Origin of the sequence: Dethiosulfatarculus sandiegensis (assembly GCF_000931935.2) — a bacterium.
Taxonomy (GTDB): Bacteria; Desulfobacterota; Desulfarculia; order Desulfarculales; family Desulfarculaceae; genus Dethiosulfatarculus; species Dethiosulfatarculus sandiegensis.
This window is the reverse complement of record NZ_AZAC01000019.1, coordinates 1-24,721: the sequence shown is the minus strand read 5'-3', so window position 1 is coordinate 24,721 and position 24,721 is coordinate 1. Positions and strand designations below refer to the sequence as shown.

The following is a 24,721-nucleotide window of genomic DNA, read 5'->3' as shown; positions in this document are numbered from 1 at the left end:
CTAAAAGGTGTTGTCGCCCCTTGCCAAGAACGGTTCGGGTCAGGTGGTTTTATAAAATTATGTAAGTAGCTTCAGTCTGCTTGACAAGCAGGGTGTAAAACTTGTAAATCATATATTGAGACAGTATCTCGCTAAGTGAAACAAGCGGACTGCCTTAATCGGCTTCCCGCTTTTATTTTACAAATCTCGAAAAAGAGCACCCATGCCCCATACAGATTCACCCGCAAGCCGGGAATACGGCGCTTCCCCCTATCGTTGGCTGATTTTGGGCCTTTTGTCCTTTTCCTATCTCCTGGTCTACGTGCATCGCATGTGCCCGGCGGTTCTGGCCCAGGACCTGATGCAGTCTTTCGACACCTCGGCCGCGGTGACAGGGCTGATGGCCTCTGCCTATTTTTTCCCCTATGCCCTGATGCAGGCGCCGGGCGGCATCCTTGCCGACAAGCTGGGCGCCAGACGCCTGATAACCCTGTGCATGCTGGTCGCCACCCTGGGGTCGGTTTTGTTTGCGGTTTCCGGCAGTGTAAACGCGGCTTTCTGGTCCAGGGTTCTGGTGGGATTGGGGCTGTCGGCCGTGCTGGTGCCTTCTTATAAAGCGCTTACCTATTGGTTCCCCGCCCGTCAGTTTGTCATGGGGGCTTCTGTGATAATCGCCATCGCGGGCTTGGGCGGTGTGGTGGCCAGTTCTCCCCTGGCCTGGCTAAGTGAGCTGATTGGCTGGCGTTCCAGCTTTATGGCCTTGGCCGGGTTGACTTTTGTCAACGGACTTTTGATCTGGTTTCTGGTTCGGGATAAACCCACGGATATGGGGCTTCCCAGGGTGGAGCCTCAGGTCAGTCAGGGAACAGGCAAAACCAAGGCTGCCATGCCGGTGAAAAAATCCCTGTCCCTGGCCCTGGGCAGCCTGGATTTTTGGCTTTTGGCTGTTTGGTTCTTTTTCAACGGCGGTATTCTTTTCAGTTTTGCCGGGCTGTGGGCCGGTCCCTATTTCATGGGAGCCTACGGTATGACCAAGACCCAGGCCGCCGGAGTCATCGACCTTTTCTCCTTTGGCTGGGTTTTCGGGCCTTTGATCTTTGCCTGGATCGCAGCCAGGTTCCCCTCCAGAAGCAAGGTGCTGGGCCTGAGCATGACCGGGTTGGGCCTGGTTTGCCTGTGGTTGATCTTGCGAAACGGTCATATGAGCCAAATGGAGCTATATCTGTTTGCCTTAAGCTTCGGTTTTTTGGGAGCCGGACCGGCCGGGGTCTGCTTTACCGCTGCCAAGGAGCGTTATCCAGTGGAAATGGCGGGAACCGTAACCGGGCTGGTTTATGTGTTTCCCATGGCCGGAAGCGCGGTTTTTCAACCCCTGGCCGGGGTTATCCTGGATATGAGCGGCCATATGGATTCCGGCCTCACCAGCCAGGACTTTATTCCCTTGTTTATTTTGTATGCGGTTATTTCCTTTGTGGCCGGGCTGGCCGGATTTGTGTTTCGCACAGATCGGGGAAAAAAAATTCCCAAGGAGCCGACCAAGAAAATGGCCTGACAAGCAGTTTGAGCCTGCCTTTGGGCAAAAATAAATGATTAAAATCAGGAAGAGGTTGAAGGTCGCCTTCAACCTCTTTTTTCTTAAGCAAAGGTCTGGCTTTACAAATCCGGTTTTTTTGGCTCAGAATGCCACATAGTGTATTTTGTGCCTTTTTGGGTCATGGGGAGACCGATATGTCAGTTACGGAAAAGCCTCTTAAAGGTATCGGCTATCTGGTCAACGCAGCTGCCCTGGTTATTGTGATCGCTGGCATCAAGGCCGCGGCTTCGCTTTTGGTCCCCATTTTGCTCTCCGCCTTTGTGGCTGTGGCCGCCACTGTGCCCCTGCGCTGGCTTCGCAGAAAAGGGGCGCCCGCCTGGCTGGCCAGTTTGCTGACCATATTCACGGTTATCGTCTCGGCGGTGCTTTTGGTGAATATGGTGGGGGTTTCCATCCGGGATTTTTCCGCGGCCTTGCCCCAATACACCACGAACCTACAGAACCTGCTGGGCAGTGTTTTGGCCTGGCTCAATTCCCTGGGGATGGATCTTTCTCCAGACTTGGTAAAGGACTACTTTGATCCCGGTAAGGCGGTGGGGCTTTTTTCCAGTTTGCTCACTGGACTGGGCAACACCCTTACCGATTCGGCCTTTATCGCCATGACCACGGTCTTTATGCTTTTGGAATCCGTGGATCTTCCCCAGAAGATAAAGGTCGCCTTTGCTTCCAACCAAAGGCCCCAGGAAGCAGCCACGGAACTCATGGAATCCTTGAACAATTATTTGGCCATGAAGACCCTTTTAAGCCTGCTTACCGGGGTTTGCGTTGCAATTTGGCTTGCGATTGTGGGGGTGGACTACGCTATCCTCTGGGGTGTACTGGCCTTTGCCCTGAACTACGTACCGAATATCGGCTCTATCATAGCGGCGGTGCCGGCTGTTATGCTGGCGCTTCTTCAGTTGGGCCTTTCCGGCCTTATCTTCAGCAGCATTGGTTTTCTGGTGGTTAATCTGGTGGTGGGCAGTGTGCTGGAGCCAAGGCTTATGGGGCGCAGTCTGGGACTCTCCACCTTGATTGTTTTCATTTCCCTGGTTTTCTGGGGATGGGTTTTGGGGCCGGTGGGCATGCTGCTTTCCGTGCCCTTAACCATGATCGCCAAGATTATTTTAGAAAGTCACGAGGAAACCCGCTGGGCCGCGATTCTCATGGAACCCGTACGCCAGGTGAGGCAAGAGGCCGTGGAAAAGGAAAAAGATGGGGGCGATAATTGATTTTGGGAAGGATTTGTCAGCAGCGCTGATGACGGCCCGCCGAGTTGCGAGGCTTTCTAAAGACGAGTAATTCGATCCACTTGGCAACATCCAAGTTTTTGCCAAGTGGCCTCTGCCAAAGTCCAGGAGGGCTTTGGCAGTAAGCTAAGACCGGCCCCGAAAGGCCGGTCTTTTGAATTTAAGCTTCCTGATGCCCACGCTCCTTAAATGAGGCAAATCCTTCGCCCGCCGCCATGATAAAGGAGCAGAGGGCCAAAAGCACCACTGAAAGGGCTGCGGCAGCCGGGAAATCGCTGCCTGTCTCGGATATTTTGCTGAAGAGCTGCAAAGGCAGAATGTTCACTTGAGTGCCGACCAGGGCCAGGGCTGTGCCATAGGCCCCCAGGGCCACGGCAGCCACCAGACAATAGGCCGTAAATAAAGAGGGCATTATCTGGGGCAGAAGAATCTCGGCCACAGACCTGAATCGGCTGGCGCCCAGGGATTGGGCGGCCAGAAGCTGGGAAGAATCGAAGTTAATAAGAACCGGCAGGATGATCAGAACCACCCTGGGGATCAGGTAATAGGCATAGGCAAAGCCCAGGCCATAGGGACTGTAGATGAATCCGGCGAATTCTGTGGGGTCCACCCCCACCTTGGCCAGCAAAAGGGTTATGAACCCGGCCCTGCCAAAGGAAAGGATAAAACCATAGGCCACAATCAGCCCGGAGAAGGTCAGGGGCAGGGAAAGCAGGGCCAAAAGAAAAGAGCGCACTTTCTGGGAAAGGCGGGCCAGATGATAGGCCACCCCAAATCCCACCATAAGCGAGACACCGGCGGTGACCGTGGCCAAGACAATACTGCCTTTCAGCCCGGACCAGAAAAGATTGCCTTCAAATAGCCCCCAAAAGGCGACGCCCCCATTGCCAAAGGCCTCTGTGACCACTCCGAAAAGGGGGGTCAAAAAGAACAGAAGCAAAAAGAGGGCGCCGGGGCCTGCCAGTAAAAATAGTAACCACCGGCGCCTCATGCTCAAAGGACCTTTCTACTTGCCCAGGACCGTCTTGGCCCAGCCCTTGTCAATGTCTGCCTTGCGGGCGGCAGCCTTGATGATATCCAGGGGCTTGACCTGGGGAGCGGCGGGCAGGTGCTTGGCCACGGATTCGGGCAGCTGCACACCGGGGACCGAGGGGCGCACAAAGCCGTTGGCAAAGATGGCCTGGCCCTTATCTGTCATGATGAAGTTGAGCCACAGGGCGGCCGCGTTGGGGTTGGGGCCTTTTTTAACCCGGCTGATGGCATAGGGGGCGGCGGCGCTGGCCTCTTTGGGAATGATGACTTCGCAGTCTTTCATGCCGTCTTTGAGCCTGGCCTTGAGGCCGTCGTTCTCATAGCCGATCCAAATGGGGATCTCGCCCTTGACGAATTTGGCGTAGGGAGTGGTTCCTTCGACCCTCAGCACGTTACCTGCTTTGTGAAGTTTTCCCAAATAGTTGAGGCCCGGAGTAACGTCGTCCATGTTGCCGCCGGCGGCAAAGTTGGCGGCAAAGGTGAGGACTTGGCCCTGGCCGGTGGTTCGGGGGTCTAGATAGACCACGCTTTTTTTGTATTCCGGCTTCAGCAGGTCTTCCCAGGAGGCGGGGGCGTTTTTCACCAGTTTTTTATTCACCAAAAAGGCGATGGTCAGTTTGTGAATGGTGAACCAACGGCCTTCGGGATCACGGAACACATCGGGAAGCTTTTCAAAATTCACCGGTTTAAAAGGAGCCACCAGGTCTTTTTTCTTGGCGTCCACGGCAGAAGCGGCAAAGTAATAGGCCGTGTCTGCCTGGGGACGGTTCTTGGCCTTGTCCAGGGCCACTACTGTGGCGGCGCTGCCCAGGTCGTTATAGACCAGCTCCACGCCGGGATAGCGTTTCTTAAATGCCTTGAACTGACCCGCCCAGTTGGCCCAGGTGGGGCCGGTGTCAAAGGAGACGACCATTCCCTCTTCTTTGGCTTTTTCATAAAGGGCTTTTTCTCCCTTATAAAGCTCCGGGCCTTCAAAGGCCATGGCGCCTGTGGCGGCCAGCATCAGTGCTGCGGCCAAGGCTGCGGTTAACTTGCGCATAGCTTACCTCCGATGTCATCTTTTCTTTGTCTGTTTAAAAACCAGGCCCCAACTGGCCCGGATTGATTGACAATGTAAAGGGTCTCAGTTGTCCAGAAGCTGGACGCCTTCTTCGGGAATTTTGATCGCCTTCATACCGGTGCGGCGGGCGGTTTCACCTGTGATGACCTGGCCTTTAACCTCCGCGTCGAAACGGCGGATGGAACCGAGAAAACGGTCATTGGTGACAGAGCAGGCAAAAATATTTTCCCGGCCTTTTTCTGTGGGTATTTCAGGCAGGGGAATTACGTTTTCTGGCCTTATCAAAACACACACCTTGCTTTGGGGCGGTCTTTTTTGAGCAACGGTCTTTAAGGTCCCGATGGGAGTCTCGACCAGGTTTTCGTTCTTGATAACCCCGTCGATCAGGTTGGCCTGGCCCACAAAGGCGGCGATGCTTTTAGTGGCGGGATGGTCGTAGACCTCTTTGGGAGGGGCTATCTGCACCAGACGGCCTTTCTCCATTATCGCCACCCGGTCCGCCATGGAAAGGGCTTCTTCCTGGTCATGGGTGATATGCAACGCAGCTATGCCCTGTTGCTTTTGGATGGAGCGGATTTCGTCTCTCATCTCCACCCGCAGACCGGCATCCAGAGCGGAAAGGGGCTCGTCAAGCAAAAGCGCCTGGGGTTCGAAGACAAGGGCCCTTCCCAAGGCCACCCTTTGCTGCTGGCCGCCGGAAAGGGTGTGAATTCTACGCTCGGTAAAGCCCTTCAGCCCCACCCTCTCCACCATCTGGATGGCCTTTTCCTTGCGCTGGGCGGCAGTTACGCCCCTCACCTTCAAGGGGTAGGCAATGTTCTGCCAGACAGAAAGGTTGGGGAAAAGGGCATAGGACTGGAAAACCACTCCCAGGTTGCGCAGCCTGGGCCTGGCTGTTGTGAGGTCCTGGCCGTTTATCATGACCTTGCCGGTCTGGGGAGTGACGAATCCCGCCACTGCCTTTAAAAGGGTGGTTTTACCGGAGCCGCTGGCCCCTATAACCGCCAGGAGTTCACCTTGGGCCAGCTCCAGGTTGATGTCAAAAATGCCGGTGGTGGTGCCCGGATAGGTGAAGTTTAAGTCTTTTAATTGAACAGTGGGTTGGGTCATTTTATATTCGCAATAAAAATAAAGGTTTAAAATATTTTATATTTTTTTTGGGCCTGTTCTCAGCGCCCCTTGCTTTGGCCCCCCAATTGGGCGTGGGCCATGGCGCTGGTAACGGAACCTGCGCAGGCTGCCAAGGTTGCCAGTAATAAAAGCGCTACTGTGGCGGCGCAGGCAAAGCCGGTGGCTCCATAAAAGGCCTGCAAAAGAACCACCGGGTAGTTACGGTTCAGGAATCCGGCTATCAGGTTGCTGAGCTGGAATTCACCTATGGAAAGGGCGGCCACCATGATCAGGCCGGTGGCCAAAGAGTGCCGCAGACAAGGCACTACAATCTGGTAAAAGCCCTGCCACCAGGTGGCACCCAGGGATTCGGAGGCGCTTTCCAACTGGCCGATGCCCAGGTGCCTGAAGTCACTCACCAGGGTTTGCAGCATATAGGGCAGGGTGAGAACCACATGACCGGCGATCAACAGCCAGGTGCTGCCGAGCCAGGGGAGGGTGTCTGTGGAGAATAAGAGAATGAAACCAAAACCCAGCACCAAAGGCGGAGCTGCAATGGGCAAAAGGGAGATAACCCGGGTTATGGTCTTAAGATAGGCGCTTCTGCCCATGTAAAGGGCGTAGGCCATGGGCAGGGCCAGGACCGTGACCAAGGAGCAGGTGGCAAAGCATACCTTGAGGCTTACCCAAAAGGCCCGCGAGAAACTGGGGTCGTCCCACAAATCCAGGTACCAGCGCAGTGTGATTCCGGTGGGCAGGAGTTCATTCACCCAGGTTTCACCAAAACTTCCCACAAAAAGCAGGATAATGGGAGTGAGTAGATATAACAGGTAAAGTGATGTCAAAAACCGCATGTGTTACAACTATCTTTACTAATAACTATGAAAAAAGGATGCAGACTAGTTATTTCCATTGGGAAATATGTTTTTCTTTTTAGCTCAACCAAAATCCTGACCATAATGGAATTGAATATAACTCGCAAGTGCTAAACCTAAAAAATGTTTGTTCTGTAGCTATATTGTAATAATTTTAACTAAAACTAAACATATTCTAAAACAATGCGATTGCTTATATGTTGCAACGAAGTTAAGTGTTTGTTAAGGATGGTGAGAAAAATATCTGAATTGCTATTATATTATACGGATAAATCATAATTGCCGATATAGGAAAAGTGAATCCGGCCTGATAAAGCTGGTAGAGGGGTGGTCAGGGCAGGGAGACGGATCCGGCCTATCGGCTTGGGACAGTTTCTCTCGGATTTTCATTTAGTAGATGATGTTTAAAAAAAATCGCCGGCCTGATTGTTTTTGGACGAGGCTCATTTCCCGGAAAGTAGTAAGGGTGATTTGTAAATCTTCAATGGCCGTTTTGGTCTTAAAGAAACTGCATTGAACAGATCAGTGGAAACTTGCCTTTTGCCGGTCCTTGATCATATAAATTTCTTTCAACTCGTTTTGATTCCATAAGTCTGCCATAGATACATTTTATCATTTTCGGCATTTTATAATGTGAATCCACGAAAAATCTTGTCAACATAACTGTTGAAACCAAAAATTTTTTTGTTATTCAGGCTTGGCCGGGTGAATTGGTTTGTTGGGCGCTAATATCCTTTTTATGGTTCTTAGCCTGAGTATGACTGCTTATGGTGTTTTGGGGCTCAGTATCACCAGGTGTCCTAAGAACCACGCATATTCTGTTCATTTATGAAATATAGATAGACACAAGCCGCGCTAGCTTTCTTCATATCCGTTTGCGGTTGTTTAGTGCTCCAAGTGAGGCGGCTTTGAGAAAGGCCCACTAAAGGCGTTTGGCTGTCCTTGGGTGTACGGGGAAGGGTTCGCTATATTATTTAATGATATGAATAATATGTAGGACTAAAAATAAAATTGTATAAGGATAAAAACTTAGAGCTGCTGTTTAGTAAATTGTGATAATTCTTAACCTACGAAAAACCCTGCCTTTTTAGATGTTTTTTACCATATTGTGATAATTGAATTGGACATTATGATATTTTTTTCTTGACAGTCATGGGAGGAAGAATTAAAAAAGTTTAATACTTCGGGAGTCTTTGATATGAAAACGACTTCAAAACCAGCGGCGGCAAATTCCACCCCGGTTAAAGGTGCGCAGAGCGTTCACCGAACCATTGCCCTTTTGCGGGCCTTGGCCAAACGCAATCAAACCGGCGCGCGCCTCACCGCCCTGGCCGAGGATGTGGGCCTTCACATCACCACTGCCCACAGAATTCTTTTAAGTTTGGTTGAGGAAGGGATCGTTACCTTAGATCCGGTGACCAAACTCTACAATTTGGGTTTTGAAGTCTACCTGTTAGGTAAAAACGCCCAGCAATTCACCTTACGCTACAAATTGAGCCCCCTGTTGGAGGAGATCGCCAAAGTGTCCGAGGACACGGTCACTTTGATGATCCGTTCCGGTTATGACGTTCAGTGTATTGATATGGTCCAGGGCAGCTTTCCCATAAGGACCACGCTCACTGATGTCGGTTCGGTCATGCCTCTGGGCATCGGTGCGGGCAGCCAGGTTCTGATCGCCTCTATCGACCAGGACGATATTGACAAAATTCTGGCCTATAACGTTGTCAGATATCCCGAATATATGAACTCCACTGCCGAAGACATTCGCCAGACTCTGATTGATACCCGAAAAAGGGGCTATGGGGTCTGTGACGGTATGATCCACCCCGGGGCGGTTTCAGTCTCCGTACCGCTGAGCGACGCCAAGGGAGAGCTTCTGGCCGCAGTGACGGTAGCTGCGATCAGGAGCCGACTGGGTCAGAAGCGGCAAAAAGAGATCGTGGATTTGATTAACAGTCAGTGGAAGGCCATGGCCAAAAAGCTGGGTTTCTAAATACGATTCAAAGCAAGCGGGATTTAACGCTCTTTGTAAATGTCTGTCGTGTGGTGACATGCGGCAGGCTTTATAAAATCAGCCTGTGAGAAAACAGGCAAAAGCCGCAACCCGGCAAGGGCGCTTGGAGGGCATTCAGGCGGCGCCTTTAATCGTCGGGTTTGGGGATATTCAAGGCCCCTGGCACCCTTGAATATAAACCTGATAGAAAGGACTTTGCCAAACTGACAGGCTGAAATTTTAAGCCTCGGAGCTATGCTTTCCGAATTTTAATGACCATCTATAAAACAGTGGTAACCCAAAAAACCACAAGAGACGCGTTTGTGATAAATGGCTTCAGAGATATTTGAAAAAGCCTTGGCTATCAAGGATTACATCGTAGAGGTAAAACGCCATATCCACCAAAACCCCGAGCTGAGCATGCAGGAGTTTGAAACCTGCGCTTTTGTGAAATCCAAGCTGAGCGAAATGGGGGTGGAGCTGGCCGATATTGATACTGAGATCGGTGCGTTAGGTCTGATAAGAGGAGAGAAGGAAGGAAAAGGCAAGGTAATCGCTTTAAGGGCGGAGATGGATGCCCTTCCCATTGAGGAAAAGACCGGCCAACCGGATGCTTCCAAGGTTCCGGGCGTGATGCACGCCTGTGGCCATGATTGCCATACTGCCATGCTTTTAGGGACTGCCAAGCTCTTAGTCTCCATGAAAGACCGCTTCTCCGGCCTGGTGAAGCTGATTTTCCAGCCGGGCGAAGAAGGTTTTGGCGGTTCTACTCATATGATAGAAAAGGGTGTTTTAGAGGACCCGGTTCCCGACTACATCATAGGCCTGCACGGAAATTCCTATCACGAGTGCGGCAAGTTGGCCTTGTGGAAAGGCCCCTATATGGCCAGCGCCGATGCCTTTACCGCCAGAATAGTAGGTCAGGGCGGTCATGGCGCCTATCCTCACCGCTTGGGTTGCGACTCTGTGCTGGCCGCTTCCAATGCTGTAATGGCTTTGCAGAGCATAGTCACCAGGCAGGTGGACGCCCTGGATAATGTGGTTTTGAGCGTCTGCACCATAAACGGCGGCTCAGCCAAGAACGTGATTCCCAAAGAGGTCGAGATCTCGGGCACAGTGCGCTGCCAGGACAAGGATGTGCGGGGCCTCATGGAAGCCCGCATGGCCAAGGTGATCAAAAGCGCGGCTGCCTGTTACAACTGCGAGGCCGAGCTGGATTATGACTACGGTGTTCCCCCCCTGGCCAATGACCCCGAGGTGGTGGACCTGGTGGCCCAGTCTGCCAAAAACGCCCTGGGAGAAGAAAACGTGGAGCAGATCGCCTCTCGGGCCATGGGTTCCGAGGACTTTGGCTGCTACCTGGAGAAGGTGCCCACCGGTGTGTTTGCCAGGATCGGCATCTATGACCCGAGTAAACCCAGGCCGGTTTTCCACAGCAGTGAATTCGTTTTTGATGAAGACGTCCTGCCCAGTGGCACGGCGATGTTTACCCAGTTTGTCCTAGACCACAATAAATAGAGCGAAACACCGGGTGCTTAGATGATTAAGCCAGTTGAAACACCGCGAAAAATAACTGTCAAAGGTTCTCCCTTTGAGCAGGGGGCGGCCCACGGCCGCCTGGCCCGGCCCTTGATCCGTCAAAACATCAAATTAATGGAAGAGGTGCTGGAGAAAAGCTCTTTTGACAGAAGTGAATTCTGGTGCCGCTTAAAGGCCAATTTTGAATTTCTGACCAGGACCGAGCCTGAACTGGTCGAGGAACTCAAGGGCCTGGCCGCAGGGGCTGAGATTGATTTCGCGGAGATCCTTTTTATAAATATCCCGCTTTTCTTTGTATTCAATTGGCTGCCCCAGGAATGCACCATGGTTTATTTCGGACCCAGGGCCACGGCCGACGGTAGAAGTTATCTGCTGAAGAACCGGGACATGGGATTCAACCTGGAGCATGTGATCTTAACCAGGGAATATGGGGACAACAGATCGGTCATAGAGCTTAACGGCGCCGGGATTGTCACCTATCCGGGCAACGGCCTGAACAGCGAGGGGCTTGCCCTTGCCACCACAGGGGTCTGGTCGCGCAGGATTCCCATTACGCTTGACCAGAGCAGATCCTGCCATGTGCTTTTGAATTCTCACCTGGTTTTGGAAAAGTGCTCCACAGTGGATCAGGCGCTGTCTTACTTGCGGGAAGTCCCCCGCATGAACGGCTTGAACCTTATCCTGTCAGACAAAAACAAGGCTGTTGCCGTTGAGTTGACCAGGGACGGGATGGTGGTTGAAGACTGTGTGGAAGGTGTGCTTTTCAGGTCCAACCATTATGTGGCCGAAGAGTTGACCCATCTGAACCAGACCGAGGAGGAATACCCCTCCACCTACCGCAGATACGAACGTATTGCGGAATATGTATGGCCCCGTATGGGCAGGCTGGCCTTTCAGGACATGCTTTTGCTTGCCCAGGACCATAAGCATGGCCCGGTTAATTGCATCTGCAGACACGGGACCGCGGATGCTCCGTCAAAAACCATTTACTCAAGCATCATAGTGCCCGAGGACGAACAGGTGTGGACCACCCTGACCAATCCGTGTGAGTCCATGCTTGCGGCTTCGCTTTCGAGCTTAACTTAAACCCAAGGATGAAGGTAATCATGGCAAAAAAAGCATTTAACTTTTTGACCTTGTCTTCGATGATCCTGGCACTTTGCCTGGTGCTGGCCGCACCGCAAAATGCCATGGCGTCGGACAAAGATCAAACCAAGGCAGTCTTTGCCCAGGGCAGGGGCATCTCTTCGGTGGATCCCTACAACGCGCTCGGCACCACCACATCCATGATCAAGTTCTACATGTTCAATGGATTGACGAAGCGTGACGTCAAGGGCAAGGTGGTCTGTGACCTGGCCGAGTCCATGACCAAGGTGGACGACAATACCTGGGAATTCAAGTTGAAAAAGGGCGTCAAGTTCCATAACGGCGAGCCTTTCAACGCTGAGACCGTGAAGTTCTCCTTTGAGATGATGAACGATCCCAAGTACAAGTTCAGGCTGGCCAAGGACTTTGACTTCCTCAAAGAGATCCAGATCATCGACGACCACACCGTGCGTCTGATCACCAAGTATCCCTTTGCGGGCCTCCCCCTGCGCTGCTTCAACTTCACCATGCTGCCGCCTAAGTACATCACTGAAAAGGGTCATGCCTACTTTACCAAGCACCCTGTGGGAACCGGTCCCTACAAGCTGATCAAGTGGCTCAAGGGCAACAAGATCATCCTGGATGCCTATGACGGTTATTTTGAGGGCGCTCCGGCCATCAAGAGGGTGGTCTACCGGGTTATCCCCGAAGACTCTTCCAGGGTGGCGGCTCTGGAAGCCGGTGAGGTGGATGTTATCTCCGCAGTGCCCACCAGCCAGATCGAACGGTTGAAGGCCAATCCGGATATCAAGGTGGTCACCGCTCCCACCACCCGCGTGATTTTTATCGGTATGGATACCATTCATCCCAAGTACCCCACCAGCAACAAGAAGTTCCGCCAGGCGATGAACTATGCCGTGGACGTGCCCGCGATTGTCAAGCACATCTTCCACGGCAACGCCACCAGGCTGGCCACCCTGATTGCCCCGGCCTTCTTTGGCTACAGCCCCAATGTGACTCCCTACAAGCACAACCCGGAAAAGGCCAAGGCCCTTTTGAAAGAGATTGGCTACAAAGGCGACCAGGTGCTGAAGCTTTCCGTGGCCCCGGGTGCCTATATCAACAACACCGAGGTGGCCCATGCCATCGCCGGTCAGCTGCAAAAGGTGGGCGTGAACGTCCAGGTGGCCGAACTGGAAAACTCCGTGGCCAGAACTCAGCTGCTTACCAAGAAAAACAATCCCTTTTACCTTTTAGGTATCGGTGGACACTACAATGACGCGGACCTGATCACCAGGATCGCCTTTGGCACCAAACAGCGTTACAGCACCTTCTACAACAAAAAGTTTGACGATCTTCGCATGAAGGCGGGTTCAACCCTGGATGACGCCAAGGCCGAAAAGGCTTGGGAAGAAGTCCAGGCTATGCTGAAGGAGGAGGCCCCGGCCATCTTCCTGTATCAGCAGTTCGACACCTATGCCTACAACAAGAAGTTGAAGAACTGGTCCCCCAGGCTGGATGAGATGATTCTCCTTTATGGAGCCTCTTTGGAAAAGTAGTCAGCCTCTCTTTTAGCAGGGGATTTTGACTTTAAGGCGCTTAATGCTGACAATGAGTCCCTCTTTTTGCGGCCTATACCCATGGGCCGCTTAAGAGGGACTCAAAAAAACTCTCGCAAACAGGTTTGTATTTTCACGCATGCGCTTTGCATAAGGTAGATGATGGCAACTTATATAACAAAAAGGCTACTGCAGGCTGTGTTAGTTTTGTTGGGGATCACAGCGGTGGTGTTCTTTGTCCTGAACCTCACCGGCGATCCGGTGGAGCTGATGCTTCCCCCCACAGCCACGCTGGATGATATAGCAGCCTTTCGAGCGGACCACGGATTTGACGATCCGATAATTGTACAGTACGGACGCTTTTTAAAAGGCCTGTGTGTGGGGGATTTCGGAACTTCCTATTATTATGATGAACCGGCGCTGGACCTGGTCCTGGAAAGGCTGCCCGCCACCTTGGAGCTGACCTTGGCCAGCCTGTTTATGGCCTTGATCTGGGGAATCCCGGCAGGCATTATCTCAGCGGTCAAAAGGAACAGTAAAACAGACGTGCTGGTGAGGATAATCGCCCTTGTGGGGCAGTGTATCCCGGTTTTCTGGCTCGGCATTATGATGATTATGCTTTTTGCCGTGGAGCTTCACTGGCTTCCTACTGCCGGTAGAGGCACCTTCTGGCACCTTGTCATGCCCGCTTTCTGTCTTGGTGTCTTCACCTCGGCTTCAATCACCCGGCTTTTGCGATCCGGCATGATCGATATCATGGGCAAGGACTTTATCCGGGTGGCCCGGGCCAAGGGGCTCAGCCAGAAAGTAGTAGTTATAAAACACGCATTTAAAAACGCCATCAGCTCGGTTCTGACCCTTTTAGGTTTGCAGGTGGCAGCCCTTTTGGGCGGCGCTGTGATCACTGAGACGGTCTTTGCCTGGCCGGGCATTGGCCGCCTGGCCGTGGAATCCATCCACAACCGCGATTTTATGGTGGTGGAGGCCGTGGTGATAGTCATGGCCCTGGGCTTTGTGCTCATCAACCTCATTGTTGACATCCTGTATTCAATCATCGACCCCAGAGTCAGCTACTGAGTGAGACGTATCTATGTGGAATAATTTAAAAAGAAATAAGGGGGGGCTCATAGGGGTGATAATCATCGGCCTTATGCTCCTGGTTGCCCTGGCCGCAGGCATTTTAGCCCCTCACAATCCCAATGATCAGGATATAAGCCAGCGCCTGATCGGCCCCTTCTGGACGCTTAAGGGCAGCATGGACCATATTCTCGGCACGGACAACATGGGTCGGGATATCTTGAGCCGACTTATCTACGGTAGCCGGGTTTCCCTTTTGGTGGGCTTCCTGGGCACTATGGCCGGAGGTTTTATCGGGGTTGTCCTGGGCTCTTTAAGCGGTTTTTACGGTGGGAAGGTCGACAACATTATCATGCGAATTGTCGATGTTCAGTTGGCCTTTCCCTTTATTCTTCTGGCCATATTCATTGTGGCGGTTTTAGGACCGGGCCTTTTCAACATTATTGTGGTGGCAGCCATTTCAAGTTGGGTGCGCTACGCCCGTCTGGTCAGGGGAGAGATCCTCTCGGTCAAGAAGATGGAATACATTGAGGCCATCCGCTCATTGGGCGCGGGCGATATAAGGATCATGTTCCGCCATATCCTGCCGAACGTGATCAGCCCGGCGATTGTAATCGGCACCCTTGAAATGGCAAGGATCATCCTGATGGAAGCGGCTCTCTCTTTCCTGGGGCTCGGGGTCCCGGCTCATGTGGCCACCTGGGGAAGAATGCTTTCCGAGGGCAGGGTTTATATTGTCACCTCTCCCTGGCTGGCCATTATACCCGGACTGGCCATTACCATCGCTGTTTTGGGGGTTAACCTCTTTGGCGACTGGCTGAGAGACTATCTTGATCCCAAACTCAAGAATGCTTAGTGAATGTATCCATTCCTTGAGAGCTTTTTTTGTTGGGTAAATAAGGAGTGAGAAGGATTGGGCAATTCAATTCTTGAAGTAAAAGATTTAAAAGTCTCCTTCCGAACCGAAGACGGTGTGGCCTTTGCGGTGAACGGTGTGGATTTCACACTGAACAGAGGTGAGACTTTAGGCATAGTGGGTGAATCCGGTTGCGGGAAAAGCGTTTCCTCTTTGGCTATTTTGGGGCTTCTGCCCCAACCACCGGCCAAGGTGGAATCCGGAACCATAATGTACAAGGGCTCCGATCTCCTGAAAAAAACCGATAAGGAGATGCAGTCTATCAGAGGCAATGAGATCTCCATGATATTCCAGGAGCCCATGACCTCGCTGAATCCCCTGTACACCGTGGGGAACCAGATCTCCGAGGTGATTAAGCTGCACCAGGATCTGGATGCCGCCCAGACCAGGGACAAGTGTATAGAAATGCTTACCTTGGCCGGGATCCCCTCGCCGGAAAAAAGGCTTAAATGTTATCCTCATGAGCTCTCCGGCGGTATGAGGCAGAGGGTGATGATCGCCATGGCGCTCGCCTGCAATCCCGAGATACTGATTGCCGATGAGCCCACAACCGCCCTTGATGTGACGATTCAGGTTCAGATTCTGGAGCTGATGAACGAGCTGCAACGCAAGTTCAACACCGCTATCATGATGATCACCCATGACTTGGGGGTGATCGCCGAGATGGCGCATAAGGTATTGGTTATCTATGCGGGCAGGGTGGTTGAATACGCCGACGTCAACTCTATTTTCGATTCCCCCTTGCATCCTTATACCGAAGGCCTTTTGGCCTCTATACCGGTTTTGGATGACGTAAAGGAAGAGCTTAACGTTATCAAGGGAATGGTGCCGAGCCCCTTTAATATGCCAAAGGGCTGTAGCTTTCATCCCCGCTGCCCAGATGCCAAAGATATTTGCCGAACTGAACAACCCGAGCTTTACCAGGCGGGCGACAGACAGGTTCGCTGCTATAAGTACTCCAGCCTTTGGTAAGAGGGAAGGGTTTCAAATGAGAGAAAAAATACTTCAAGTTAACGATTTAAGAAAATACTTCCCTATTAAAAAAGGTCTGCTCGGAAAAACTGTAAACAATGTCAAGGCCATTGACGGCATCAGTTTTTTTGTCGAGCAGGGGGAGACCTTGGGCTTGGTCGGTGAGTCCGGATGCGGCAAAAGCACCACCGCCAGGGTGGTCTTAAGGCTTTTGGAGCCGACTTCCGGCCAGGTTATTTTCAGGGGCCGCGATATAACCTCTTTCAACTCTGCCCAAATGCGTAATCTGCGCAAGGATATACAGATTATCTTTCAGGATCCCTATGCCAGCCTGAACCCCAGGATGACCGTTGGCCAGATGCTGAAAGAGGCCTTCACCATTCATGACGAGAAAAAGGGCCATGAAATGGAAGAGGTTGAAAAGCTGCTTGAGATTGTGGGCATCCGGGCCGAGCAGATGAAAAAATATCCCCACGAATTCAGCGGCGGCCAGCGCCAGAGGATCGGCTTTGCCCGGGCCCTGGCCCTGCGCCCCAGCCTGATTATCTGCGACGAGCCGGTGAGCGCCTTAGACGTTTCCATTCAGGCCCAGATCCTGAACCTGATGCGCAACCTGCAAAGGGAGCTCAGCCTCACTTATTTGTTTATATCGCACGATTTGAGCGTGGTCAGGCATGTCAGCGACCGGATAGCGGTCATGTACCTGGGCAAGATCGTGGAGACTGCGGATAAGCACGAGCTATACACCAATCCCAAGCATCCCTACACCAAAGCCCTGCTCTCCAGTGTACCGATCCCCAGGCCGGGGGCCAAAAAAGAGCGGATAATCCTGAAAGGCACCATCCCTTCACCTTTGAACCCGCCGGAAGGTTGCCGTTTTAACACCCGTTGCCCCATGGCACAGGATATCTGTAAAACAAAAGAGCCTGAGTATAGGGAAGTGGGCGTCAGGCATTACACTGCCTGTCATTTCAGTCAGGAAATTTAGCAACAAATCCAAAAGCCGAAATAACGGCACATCCCCCCCCCATTAAAAACGCCAAAGCCTTTAAAAAGGCTTTGGCGTTTTTAATGGGCAGGTCGGAACCGGCTTGTTCTGACTATTTGCCTTATAAAAGAATCGTATTCCGGGTGGCCATGAGCACCCTGAGAAAATGCGTAAGGCGGCATAGGGAATTGGACAGGCTTTTGGTGGTGGGTATTCCCCGGGAACTGAAGCGATTTTTCAACAGGCCGGTAAAACCATGTGTTTTTAAAAAAGTTTGGTTAATTTATGCGGCAAGTCTGTTTAGAGAAGCTTATTTTATTATTTGGGAGTTGGTTTTATAGTGGAGCCTGTTATGAGCGAATTTGTTTCCGCCTATCTGGGGCCCAGGGGATCCTTCAGCAGCCTGGCGGCAAAGGAATATTTTTCTACAACTTTTCCCAACCACAGCCTCGTTCCCCTTAATTTGGATGCGCTCTTTTCGGCCTATGAGACAAGGGAGGCGGAGAATATTTTGCTCCCCCTCAGCACTTCCCTGGCTGGTTTGGTTGGCAGGCATTTTGAGCGTCTGATCGGGCTTTCGCAGGTCAAGGTGATAGCTGAATATAACCGTTTGATTTATTACGCTCTTTTGGCTAGCCCTGGGGTGGCGGCAAGTGATCTCAAGATAATTTATTCCCACCCGGTGGCTTTTCAAGAAACCCGTAATTACCTGAAAGAAAATTTTGCGCACCTTGATCTGAAAGAGACTTCTTCCACTGCCGAGGCGGCAAGGCTTATTAAGGCCGGAGAATGTAAAGACGCGGCCTGTCTGGCTCCCGGAGAAGCAGCTGGGATTTACGGATTAAAGGTATTGGCTGATGAAATAGAAAAAGGGCCGCACAACCTGACCCGGTTTGTGGTTTTGGGCAGGCGGACACCCCTCCCTTCGGGCAGGGATAAGACCACCTTGCTGGCTGAAATAAAGGATCGTAACTTGGCCTTCACCCTGGCGTTTCTGGTTAAAAGTGATATTTCAATACTGAATATTTTCGAGCACCCCACCGGACAGGGAATTGACAGTCACTACTATGTGTTTGAGGTGTCAGGCCACGCAGAAGAAGAACCTTTGCGAGGTTTTTTAAAAAGGCGGCCGGGTTTTAGAAATTTGGGTTCCTATAAAGTGGCAGGTCTTTCCGGTTGAAGGGGGCTTCTGTGGTAGAGGAGGAACCGGAGTGCTCCTTCCTTTTAAGAAGTTTTTTGGCCTAAGGCCTTCCAAGGCCAAGCGGTTGCTTTGGGCCCTGCCCTATTACCCCTCCTTGTTTTGGGTGAAATAGTCTTCTGCGATTTTTTGGCAATTTTTAAAGTAGTCCAACAAACCAAGGTCATCTAACAGACCCATGTCTATATGGGGCTGATCATAATCCGGATGAATGACATTGAACTGGTGCTCAAAATAATCCGCCAGGAGAATGGCGATAACCACTTTGTCACCGGTTTCCAGTGCCGATTGCGGGCTGTGGTGAAAGCGGATCGCCTCTATCAACTGCTGGCTCATTCCCCAAAGACCAATGAAATAAGTCCCGACCTCAGCGTGAGTGAATCCCAGCCTCTCCATCTCCACTTTGTAGATAGCCCGGTTTTCAGCTTGGGAGATTTGTATGATTTTTTCGAATTCCTCTGTAAGTGTGTATCCCAAAACCAATTTGCCCACATCATGAAGCATTCCGGCAATAAAGGTGTTATCTATTTCTTTTTGGTCTTCTGAGTGGGTCTTGATAAGCGTTTTAGCTATAAATGCGCTCTGCAAACAATGTTCCCAAAGCATGGAGCAGGAAAAACCTTTAAGTTTTTTGAAGTCAAAAACAGCGAAAAGATGATCACTCAGGACCAAGGCCTTTAAGATATCCAGCCCCAAAAAGGCTATGGCGTCCTTGGCTTCGGCTATTCTCCTGGGGATGCCGAAAAAGGCCGAGTTGACTATCTTGAGCAGGTTGGAGGTCATACCCATATCCTTGGAAACAACCTCGGACACATCTTTTATGGATGAGGTCTCATCGTTGATTATATTTAGAACCTGTTGCACATTTTCGGGGGGGCTGGGCATGCTTTCCACCTTGGAGACCAGAGAGATCATGCCCCGGTTGGTCAGAGTGCCTATAAAGTCGGCGGCCCTTTCCAGAATGTGGATGAACTTTTTACTGTCAATGGGCTTGGCAATATATTGATGGGCAACCTGCGTGCTCTTGATCAGAATTTCCTGATCAGCGTGACCCGAAAGAATGATTCTGTTTATATGGGGGTAAAGCTTCCGCACCTCTTTTAATAATTCAGCACCGCTCATCATCGGCATACGCATGTCAGTGACAATGATGTCTATATGCTCGTCTTTCAAAAGCTCCAGGGCTTTTGGTCCGCTATCCATAAAATGCATCTTCCACTTGGACGACTTGGAACGGAGCATTCGTCTGAGACTGTTGAGGAGCATTACTTCGTCGTCGACAAACAATATGCTGATCATAAAGATCCATCCTCAAATTCCAGGGGCAGAGTTATGGTGAATTGAGCGCCTTCACCCTGTTTTGATTCCAGAACTATGGCGCCTTTATGTTTTTCAACAATTATGGAATGGCTGATGGCAAGTCCCTGCCCGGTCCCCTTTCCAGGTTCCTTGGTGGTGAAAAAGGGCTCAAAAACCCTTTTTTGAAGGTTCTCAGGGATACCTTCGCCATTGTCTTTGATGATTATCTGAAGATTGTCTTTAATGCGGGCCGTCCTGATAAGTATTACACCTTTATATTCAGGATTTTCTTCTTTTTTTTGGCTAATGGCCTGAGCTGAGTTCACTATCATATTAAGCAAAACCTGGTTAATCTGCCCGGCCAGACAGGATATTTTGGGTAAATCCTGATCCAGGTCCATGGTCAGCTCAGCCACATATTTCCATTCGTTTTTGGCCACTGTGGCTGTGTTTTTTATGGCCTCATTGATATCTATGCTGGAGAGTGATTCCGCGCTGGGATGAGCGAATTCCTTCATGGATTGAACGATTTTGGTTATGTGCTTTAAACCGTCCAAGGTCTCGGCTATGGCATTCGGCACCTCGTCAAGCATGTAGTCCAGGTTATATTCCCTGGTCGCCTGCTTTATGGCATTTAGTTGTGGGTTGGCTTCCGCGACTTGAGGCGCTTGCTCGCAGATTTTATTGCAGGTTTGCATCAAGCCCAGAATATCTTGAAAAATGTCTTGCAGAAACAAAATGTTATTAGAGACATAATTGGTTGGAGTGTTTATTTCATGTGCTATTCCTGCGGCGAGCTGTCCAATTGCCTCCAGTTTTTGGGCCTGGAGAATTTGGGCTTCCTTGCCTTTTTGCTTGGTCAGATCAGTGATCAAGGCCACGGAGCCGCAGAATTCTCCTTTGGGCCCAATAATGGGTCTGGGATAAACCATGGTGTGGATTGGCGAACCATCTACGGATTGCCAGGTCAGTTCATATGGTTCGGCAATGCCGATCCTGCGTGACCGCCATTTCTTACGCAGTTTTTCTTCGTTCCTTATGTCCAGGAAATCAAAGATTTTAAAACCTTCGGCCTGGTCTCTATCCAACCCCAACAGGGCGAGCATGTTATCGTTTATATAATCCAGTTGAGCGTCCTGATTCACAACAATCAGACCTTCGGTAATGGATTCAACCAAGGTGCGGTTGCGCTCTTCACTTACTTTCAGTTCATTTTCTGTGATCTTTTGGTTAATGGCTGTAACAAAGAAAGTGGAGAGTTCCGCCAAGTCGTAGCTGTCTTGTTGGGTGTAACCGCCGGGTTTGTTGCCCAAGGCTATCAAGACAATGGAGCTGCGATTGACCTCAAGTGGAATTAAGATAAGGGAGTCGAGTTTAGGGTGGCCTGCGGGCAGATTGGGTGAGGAGTTGCTCATGTTATTTATAAGAATGATTTGTTTTTTGGTTAGAGCCTTTCGTAGTAAAGGAGTCTTGGACATGTCACCGTGGGCCGTTTTAAGATCATTCAAGTAAAGTCGGCAGGTGTCGTCAACCGATTCATCCATAGCCAGAAAGACAAATTCTGTTTGTTCCTTGTACAAACCGACAAAACCAACGGTGCTATTGGTTCGGGCCTGGGCAAGCTTGAGATGGGCTTGGGCTACTTCGTACAGGCTTGAACTGCGTAAAGCCAAAAGCAGCACTTGGTTTACCCCGGCCAAGAGGTTGTTTTTTTCCTTAAGTTTTTTTTGGGCCTTGCTTCGCTCGAGAACCTCAGCGTCTAATTTCCGGTTCAGCCCTTCAAGCAAAAGCCTTTTGTTTCGCTCCTCTGTGGCCATCTTCATTTTAAGACGGGCTGATTTGATTTCGGATCGGATCAGATAGGAAAGACCACTTAGAAAAACAAGCAAAAGACCCAACAAAAAATAAAGTATATGGGTGACACGTTGGGTAGTCGGCGTCTTTCCTTTTGTGTTTAAGGAAAGTAGATAAACAGGTGTGTTTCTTATCGGTAGAGCTATAGTGTAGGTTTGGGGGGTGTTGAATTTGATTTTCTCATTATGAGGCCCCCTATTCAAGACGGCGCTTAATCCTTGAGGTAAGGAGAGGTTTGGGTCGCCGCAAATAACCTCTGCCCTTTCCTTGGTACAACCGACTAATATAATGCTTCCTTTAATTTTAGTGCTGCTGCGCAATATTATTTCTTCAAACCAAGGGCAGATATTGATTATGGCAAGGATAAATCCTACATTTTTATCCTTGAGTATAATGGATTTTATGATGTAAATTTTGGAGTTGTATAGCTGTATCAAGGGGTTACTTTTAAATGTTTCTGCTAAGCGCCTCTTGTTTTCTATTGTGAGAAGATGTTTGTAGCCTTTATGAGTATTATTATTGGCCGCGATAATATTGCTTTCAAAGTCCAAAACCGCCAGTTCCGAATAAATTTCGTAATATCTGGCTTCTTTATCATTTTTCACTCTTTTTATAAGATTTTCAATTTGTATAAGACTGGCTCTGAGCCCATATTCCAGGCTCATTCCCAGAGCCTTGTTTGCAAAATAGCTGGTAACAAATTGATCTTGGGCAATTAGTTGAATTTCGCGCAGCCTGCTCTCAAAGAAGTGAGTGACTAATAAATCTGAATGTTTAAGATCCTGAATTAATTCTTTTTGAAGTTCTTTTTGCAGAGCAACCTGGGCCTGGTAATGAGAGAGGATAAGCCAGGAAAGGATGATGATGAGGCCAATCCCAAATAACAAATACAAAATGAGCCTGTAGGGCACTTTTTGGATAGCTATACTCATGTCCGCCTTAAGCTAAAACCGGTCTTAGGTTAGGCTTTTGATGTCATTTAAGGAATTCGGGGTAAAAGGCAAATACGGACGGATAGTATTTTCTGACCATTTCATGATACTTACCGCTGCTTTTGAGCTGTCTTAAAAAGTTGTTAAAGGCCTTTAAAAGGGCAGGCGAATTTTGGGCAAAGCCGACGCCCATTACCTGTTTTTGGGAAAGAGGTCCAATAACTTTTAATTTTTGAGGCCATTTGGCCAAGGCTACCAGAGCGTCGGGTACATCCAATAGGGTTAACTCGGCATCTCCATTGATAATGGCTGGGGCCATATCATTTAACCCGCCTTGGAAATGTTTTAACTGCACCCCTTCTTGGCTAAGGTTATAAAGACAGCCGTCAAGGCAGGTGCCCTGTTTATCAAGGATGGTTTTTCCTTTTAATAAATTTTTAGTTGCAAGGATATCGTGTTTTATATTGCCAGTTGGGTTAATAGGCTTAATCGATGAATGAGCTCTGGCTAATAACCAGACCTGGGTTGGGAAAGTAGGATCTGAAAAGTTTAAAACTTTTTTTCTCCAGGGGAGTTTAGTGAGGCCGTTTGCTATTACATCTCCTTTTATAGGCGCGGCGCCTAAAATATGAATATCGTCGCCCTGGGGTTTTACTTTTTTTCCGGTTAAGTCACTGATTACATTTTTCCAGTCAGTTTGTACATATACGTATTTCACCCCCAGGTGAGAGGCGAAAAGCTTCATCAAATCAACGTCGAGCCCGTCTCCGGTGCCGGTGACAAAATTAGCATAGGGAATCCCAAGGTGACGTAACTCTTTGTTTTTCTTTATGCTTTCTAATGTATTTGCCTGTACGGCAAGTGAGGGAATGATAAAGAATATACTCAAAACAAGACCGAGTAATATTTTTTGAAAATAGGATATTGTTTTCATAAAGATCCCCTTTCCTATGATTAATTATAGGATGACTTATTGTATTAATGGGGATAAAGATCGCGTTTTCAAGTCAGATATACATAAAAGGGGTAGAGATGCACGTTGTGAAGCAGTCTTTAATGCTCTAATGTGAGTGGCGGGAGATGCGGTTTTATAAATTTTCAGAGAAAAGATTCAATATCTTGCGGAGTTGATAATCGGTAATTCAAAAACTGATATTTGTAACTTAAGCGGGAAGGCCGGGCAAAGACGCTGCTGTTCGTCCAGGAAAAGGTCCCTTGAACAAGCCTGAAAATAGTAATTTCATGGGAGGCTGGGTTGTTCCTAAGAGACCGTTATTTAGTTTTAATCTTCCAATCATTGGGTAATTTCCCTGATGCCTGCTCAGTGATTGCCAATAATTTTTTAATCAGCAAATTCTCTAGGCCCGGCTCGGCAGATCGGATTATGGGGTATGAAACTCCGACCGATGCTTCAACCTGGCCGCTGCCATCAAAAACAGGGCTGGCGAGTGTTTTGAGACCCAAGGTAAGTTCCTGATCCGCTACAGCGTAACCTTTTTCCCGGGCCGCTTTAAGGTCAGATTCAAAGGTGTCTCGATCGGTGATTGTCTGTTCTGTGAGGGGAACAAATTCCATTTCTTCCAGAATGCCCCGCCTATTTTCCAAAGGCGCAAAAGCCAGGATGGCTTTGCCCAAACTGGTCGCATGCAAGGGGAGTCGAGAACCCGCAGTCAAGTCAAGATTAACCACGTCCTGGGAACGCAGGCGTTCTAAAGTTACTACGTCCAAACCCTCCAATATGGCGCAATGGGTTGTAATGTCCAGTTGCTTGGTGATAGCATTCATAAAAGGCAAAAGCCTTTGCCTAAGCCCCATGCTGTCCAGAACCCAGGCTCCCAGGCGCAGCACTTTGGGCGTGAGCTGGAACAAAAGTGTTTCGTGGTCTCGGACAATAAAGCCAAGCTTACTCAAGGTGTGGAGATATCGTCTCGCAGTGGGCAAACTCATTTGGTTTGCCTTTGCCACCTCCGAAAGGCTTAAAAGAGGTTTGGCCTTGGAAAAGGTCATGATAAGGTCCAAGCCTTTGGCCAAGGCGTTTATAAAATCGCGATCAGGTTGCCTTTCCTGCATCAGAACTCCTTGGTTGACTTAATGGTTTTTATGATAGGTCAACTGGGAATTATTGAGCAATATTTGACCTGGTGATTTTTGATTTGTCTGAGTCCAATACACCTTTATTTCCGTTTTCTTCAGTAACTAAAAATGCAGTTCAGTTTCATGGGACGGCTTTTAAGCAGGGTGTTGAAAAGGTTTTCCCGGCTTCTTTTAATTCATGCCGGTCAGCCATTTCCCCAATAAAATAGAAAATGCATGGCTTTTCTGAGCGCTTTGTTCGGGGTCGTCTTTTTCAAACAAAAAATATTGTGTTCAAGCACCCGCCCTTCTCCGACAGGGCGGGTGCTTTTTAGTTATCCCTTGATAATCCTCGG

At 49.9% G+C, this 24,721-nt stretch carries 19 protein-coding genes; 11 read left to right on the top strand and 8 right to left on the bottom strand.

The features are described from left to right. Positions 1-202 precede the first annotated feature (202 nt). The gene (locus tag X474_RS14215; RefSeq protein WP_052515224.1) at positions 203-1,531 is read left to right on the top strand and encodes an MFS transporter; all 1,329 of its coding nucleotides are present in this window, start codon (positions 203-205) and stop codon (positions 1,529-1,531) included. A gap of 176 nt (positions 1,532-1,707) precedes the next feature. After that, positions 1,708-2,784 (top strand): AI-2E family transporter, encoded by a 1,077-nt coding sequence (locus tag X474_RS14210; protein WP_044349840.1) that lies wholly within the window; start codon positions 1,708-1,710, stop codon positions 2,782-2,784. Positions 2,785-2,962: 178 nt separating this feature from the next. Here X474_RS14210 and X474_RS14205 read toward each other — a convergent pair whose 3' ends face one another. The 4 genes from X474_RS14205 to X474_RS14190 form a co-directional block, all read right to left on the bottom strand. After that, positions 2,963-3,793: an ABC transporter permease gene (locus X474_RS14205; RefSeq protein WP_044349838.1), complete on the bottom strand. Its 831-nt coding sequence runs from the start codon at positions 3,791-3,793 to the stop codon at positions 2,963-2,965. Positions 3,794-3,808: 15 nt separating this feature from the next. Beyond that, on the bottom strand, positions 3,809-4,873 hold the full coding sequence (locus X474_RS14200; protein WP_044349836.1) for an extracellular solute-binding protein: 1,065 nt from the start codon (positions 4,871-4,873) through the stop codon (positions 3,809-3,811). A gap of 84 nt (positions 4,874-4,957) precedes the next feature. Then, a complete protein-coding gene (locus X474_RS14195) occupies positions 4,958-6,004 on the bottom strand; it encodes an ABC transporter ATP-binding protein (protein WP_044349834.1) in 1,047 nt (348 codons plus the stop codon). A 59-nt stretch (positions 6,005-6,063) separates the two neighbouring features. Further along, on the bottom strand, positions 6,064-6,858 hold the full coding sequence (locus tag X474_RS14190) for an ABC transporter permease (protein WP_044349833.1): 795 nt from the start codon (positions 6,856-6,858) through the stop codon (positions 6,064-6,066). A 1,219-nt stretch (positions 6,859-8,077) separates the two neighbouring features. Between X474_RS14190 and X474_RS14185 the strand changes: the two genes are divergently transcribed. The 9 genes from X474_RS14185 (at position 8,078) to X474_RS14140 (ending at position 18,189) form a co-directional block, all read left to right on the top strand. Beyond that, positions 8,078-8,872 carry an IclR family transcriptional regulator gene (locus X474_RS14185; RefSeq protein ID WP_044349832.1) on the top strand — a complete coding sequence of 265 codons (795 nt, stop codon included), beginning with the start codon at positions 8,078-8,080 and terminating at the stop codon, positions 8,870-8,872. A 330-nt stretch (positions 8,873-9,202) separates the two neighbouring features. After that, on the top strand, positions 9,203-10,390 hold the full coding sequence (locus X474_RS14180; protein WP_044349831.1) for a M20 metallopeptidase family protein: 1,188 nt from the start codon (positions 9,203-9,205) through the stop codon (positions 10,388-10,390). Between the two features lie 21 nt (positions 10,391-10,411). Continuing rightward, on the top strand, positions 10,412-11,497 hold the full coding sequence (locus X474_RS14175; protein ID WP_044349830.1) for a C45 family autoproteolytic acyltransferase/hydrolase: 1,086 nt from the start codon (positions 10,412-10,414) through the stop codon (positions 11,495-11,497). 20 nt (positions 11,498-11,517) lie between these two features. Next, positions 11,518-13,056 (top strand): ABC transporter substrate-binding protein, encoded by a 1,539-nt coding sequence (locus X474_RS14170; protein WP_052515223.1) that lies wholly within the window; start codon positions 11,518-11,520, stop codon positions 13,054-13,056. Between the two features lie 159 nt (positions 13,057-13,215). Then, a complete protein-coding gene (locus X474_RS14165; protein WP_331456625.1) occupies positions 13,216-14,133 on the top strand; it encodes an ABC transporter permease in 918 nt (305 codons plus the stop codon). A 13-nt stretch (positions 14,134-14,146) separates the two neighbouring features. Continuing rightward, positions 14,147-14,989, top strand: a complete 843-nt coding sequence (locus X474_RS14160; RefSeq protein ID WP_044349828.1) for an ABC transporter permease — start codon at positions 14,147-14,149, stop codon at positions 14,987-14,989. A 57-nt stretch (positions 14,990-15,046) separates the two neighbouring features. Then, positions 15,047-16,021 (top strand): ABC transporter ATP-binding protein, encoded by a 975-nt coding sequence (locus X474_RS14155; RefSeq protein ID WP_044349827.1) that lies wholly within the window; start codon positions 15,047-15,049, stop codon positions 16,019-16,021. 16 nt (positions 16,022-16,037) lie between these two features. After that, positions 16,038-17,009 (top strand): ABC transporter ATP-binding protein, encoded by a 972-nt coding sequence (locus tag X474_RS14150; RefSeq protein WP_044349826.1) that lies wholly within the window; start codon positions 16,038-16,040, stop codon positions 17,007-17,009. A gap of 352 nt (positions 17,010-17,361) precedes the next feature. Then, complete coding sequence (locus X474_RS14140) at positions 17,362-18,189, top strand: prephenate dehydratase (protein ID WP_052515222.1); 828 nt, start codon at positions 17,362-17,364, stop codon at positions 18,187-18,189. A 105-nt stretch (positions 18,190-18,294) separates the two neighbouring features. On the opposite strand, the gene X474_RS14135 is transcribed toward X474_RS14140, so the two are convergent. From X474_RS14135 to X474_RS14120, 4 genes are all read right to left on the bottom strand, one after another. Next, complete coding sequence (locus X474_RS14135) at positions 18,295-19,506, bottom strand: response regulator (protein ID WP_082464373.1); 1,212 nt, start codon at positions 19,504-19,506, stop codon at positions 18,295-18,297. After that, complete coding sequence (locus X474_RS14130) at positions 19,503-21,329, bottom strand: ATP-binding protein (RefSeq protein ID WP_197282110.1); 1,827 nt, start codon at positions 21,327-21,329, stop codon at positions 19,503-19,505. Before X474_RS14130 ends, X474_RS14135 begins: the two co-directional genes overlap by 4 nt. A 1,006-nt stretch (positions 21,330-22,335) precedes the next feature. Next, positions 22,336-23,226 carry a transporter substrate-binding domain-containing protein gene (locus tag X474_RS14125; RefSeq protein WP_052515220.1) on the bottom strand — a complete coding sequence of 297 codons (891 nt, stop codon included), beginning with the start codon at positions 23,224-23,226 and terminating at the stop codon, positions 22,336-22,338. Between the two features lie 338 nt (positions 23,227-23,564). Further along, complete coding sequence (locus X474_RS14120) at positions 23,565-24,362, bottom strand: IclR family transcriptional regulator (RefSeq protein ID WP_044349823.1); 798 nt, start codon at positions 24,360-24,362, stop codon at positions 23,565-23,567. Positions 24,363-24,721: the final 359 nt, after the last annotated feature.

Coding starts and splice junctions, on each gene's coding strand:
- X474_RS14215 (WP_052515224.1), top strand. CDS start 203: ATGCCCCATACAGATTCACCCGCAAGCCGGGAATACGGCGCTTCCCCC.
- X474_RS14210 (WP_044349840.1), top strand. CDS start 1,708: ATGTCAGTTACGGAAAAGCCTCTTAAAGGTATCGGCTATCTGGTCAAC.
- X474_RS14205 (WP_044349838.1), bottom strand. CDS start 3,793: ATGAGGCGCCGGTGGTTACTATTTTTACTGGCAGGCCCCGGCGCCCTC.
- X474_RS14200 (WP_044349836.1), bottom strand. CDS start 4,873: ATGCGCAAGTTAACCGCAGCCTTGGCCGCAGCACTGATGCTGGCCGCC.
- X474_RS14195 (WP_044349834.1), bottom strand. CDS start 6,004: ATGACCCAACCCACTGTTCAATTAAAAGACTTAAACTTCACCTATCCG.
- X474_RS14190 (WP_044349833.1), bottom strand. CDS start 6,858: ATGCGGTTTTTGACATCACTTTACCTGTTATATCTACTCACTCCCATT.
- X474_RS14185 (WP_044349832.1), top strand. CDS start 8,078: ATGAAAACGACTTCAAAACCAGCGGCGGCAAATTCCACCCCGGTTAAA.
- X474_RS14180 (WP_044349831.1), top strand. CDS start 9,203: ATGGCTTCAGAGATATTTGAAAAAGCCTTGGCTATCAAGGATTACATC.
- X474_RS14175 (WP_044349830.1), top strand. CDS start 10,412: ATGATTAAGCCAGTTGAAACACCGCGAAAAATAACTGTCAAAGGTTCT.
- X474_RS14170 (WP_052515223.1), top strand. CDS start 11,518: ATGGCAAAAAAAGCATTTAACTTTTTGACCTTGTCTTCGATGATCCTG.
- X474_RS14165 (WP_331456625.1), top strand. CDS start 13,216: ATGATGGCAACTTATATAACAAAAAGGCTACTGCAGGCTGTGTTAGTT.
- X474_RS14160 (WP_044349828.1), top strand. CDS start 14,147: ATGTGGAATAATTTAAAAAGAAATAAGGGGGGGCTCATAGGGGTGATA.
- X474_RS14150 (WP_044349826.1), top strand. CDS start 16,038: ATGAGAGAAAAAATACTTCAAGTTAACGATTTAAGAAAATACTTCCCT.
- X474_RS14140 (WP_052515222.1), top strand. CDS start 17,362: ATGAGCGAATTTGTTTCCGCCTATCTGGGGCCCAGGGGATCCTTCAGC.
- X474_RS14135 (WP_082464373.1), bottom strand. CDS start 19,506: ATGATCAGCATATTGTTTGTCGACGACGAAGTAATGCTCCTCAACAGT.
- X474_RS14130 (WP_197282110.1), bottom strand. CDS start 21,329: ATGAAGATGGCCACAGAGGAGCGAAACAAAAGGCTTTTGCTTGAAGGG.
- X474_RS14125 (WP_052515220.1), bottom strand. CDS start 23,226: ATGAAAACAATATCCTATTTTCAAAAAATATTACTCGGTCTTGTTTTG.
- X474_RS14120 (WP_044349823.1), bottom strand. CDS start 24,362: ATGCAGGAAAGGCAACCTGATCGCGATTTTATAAACGCCTTGGCCAAA.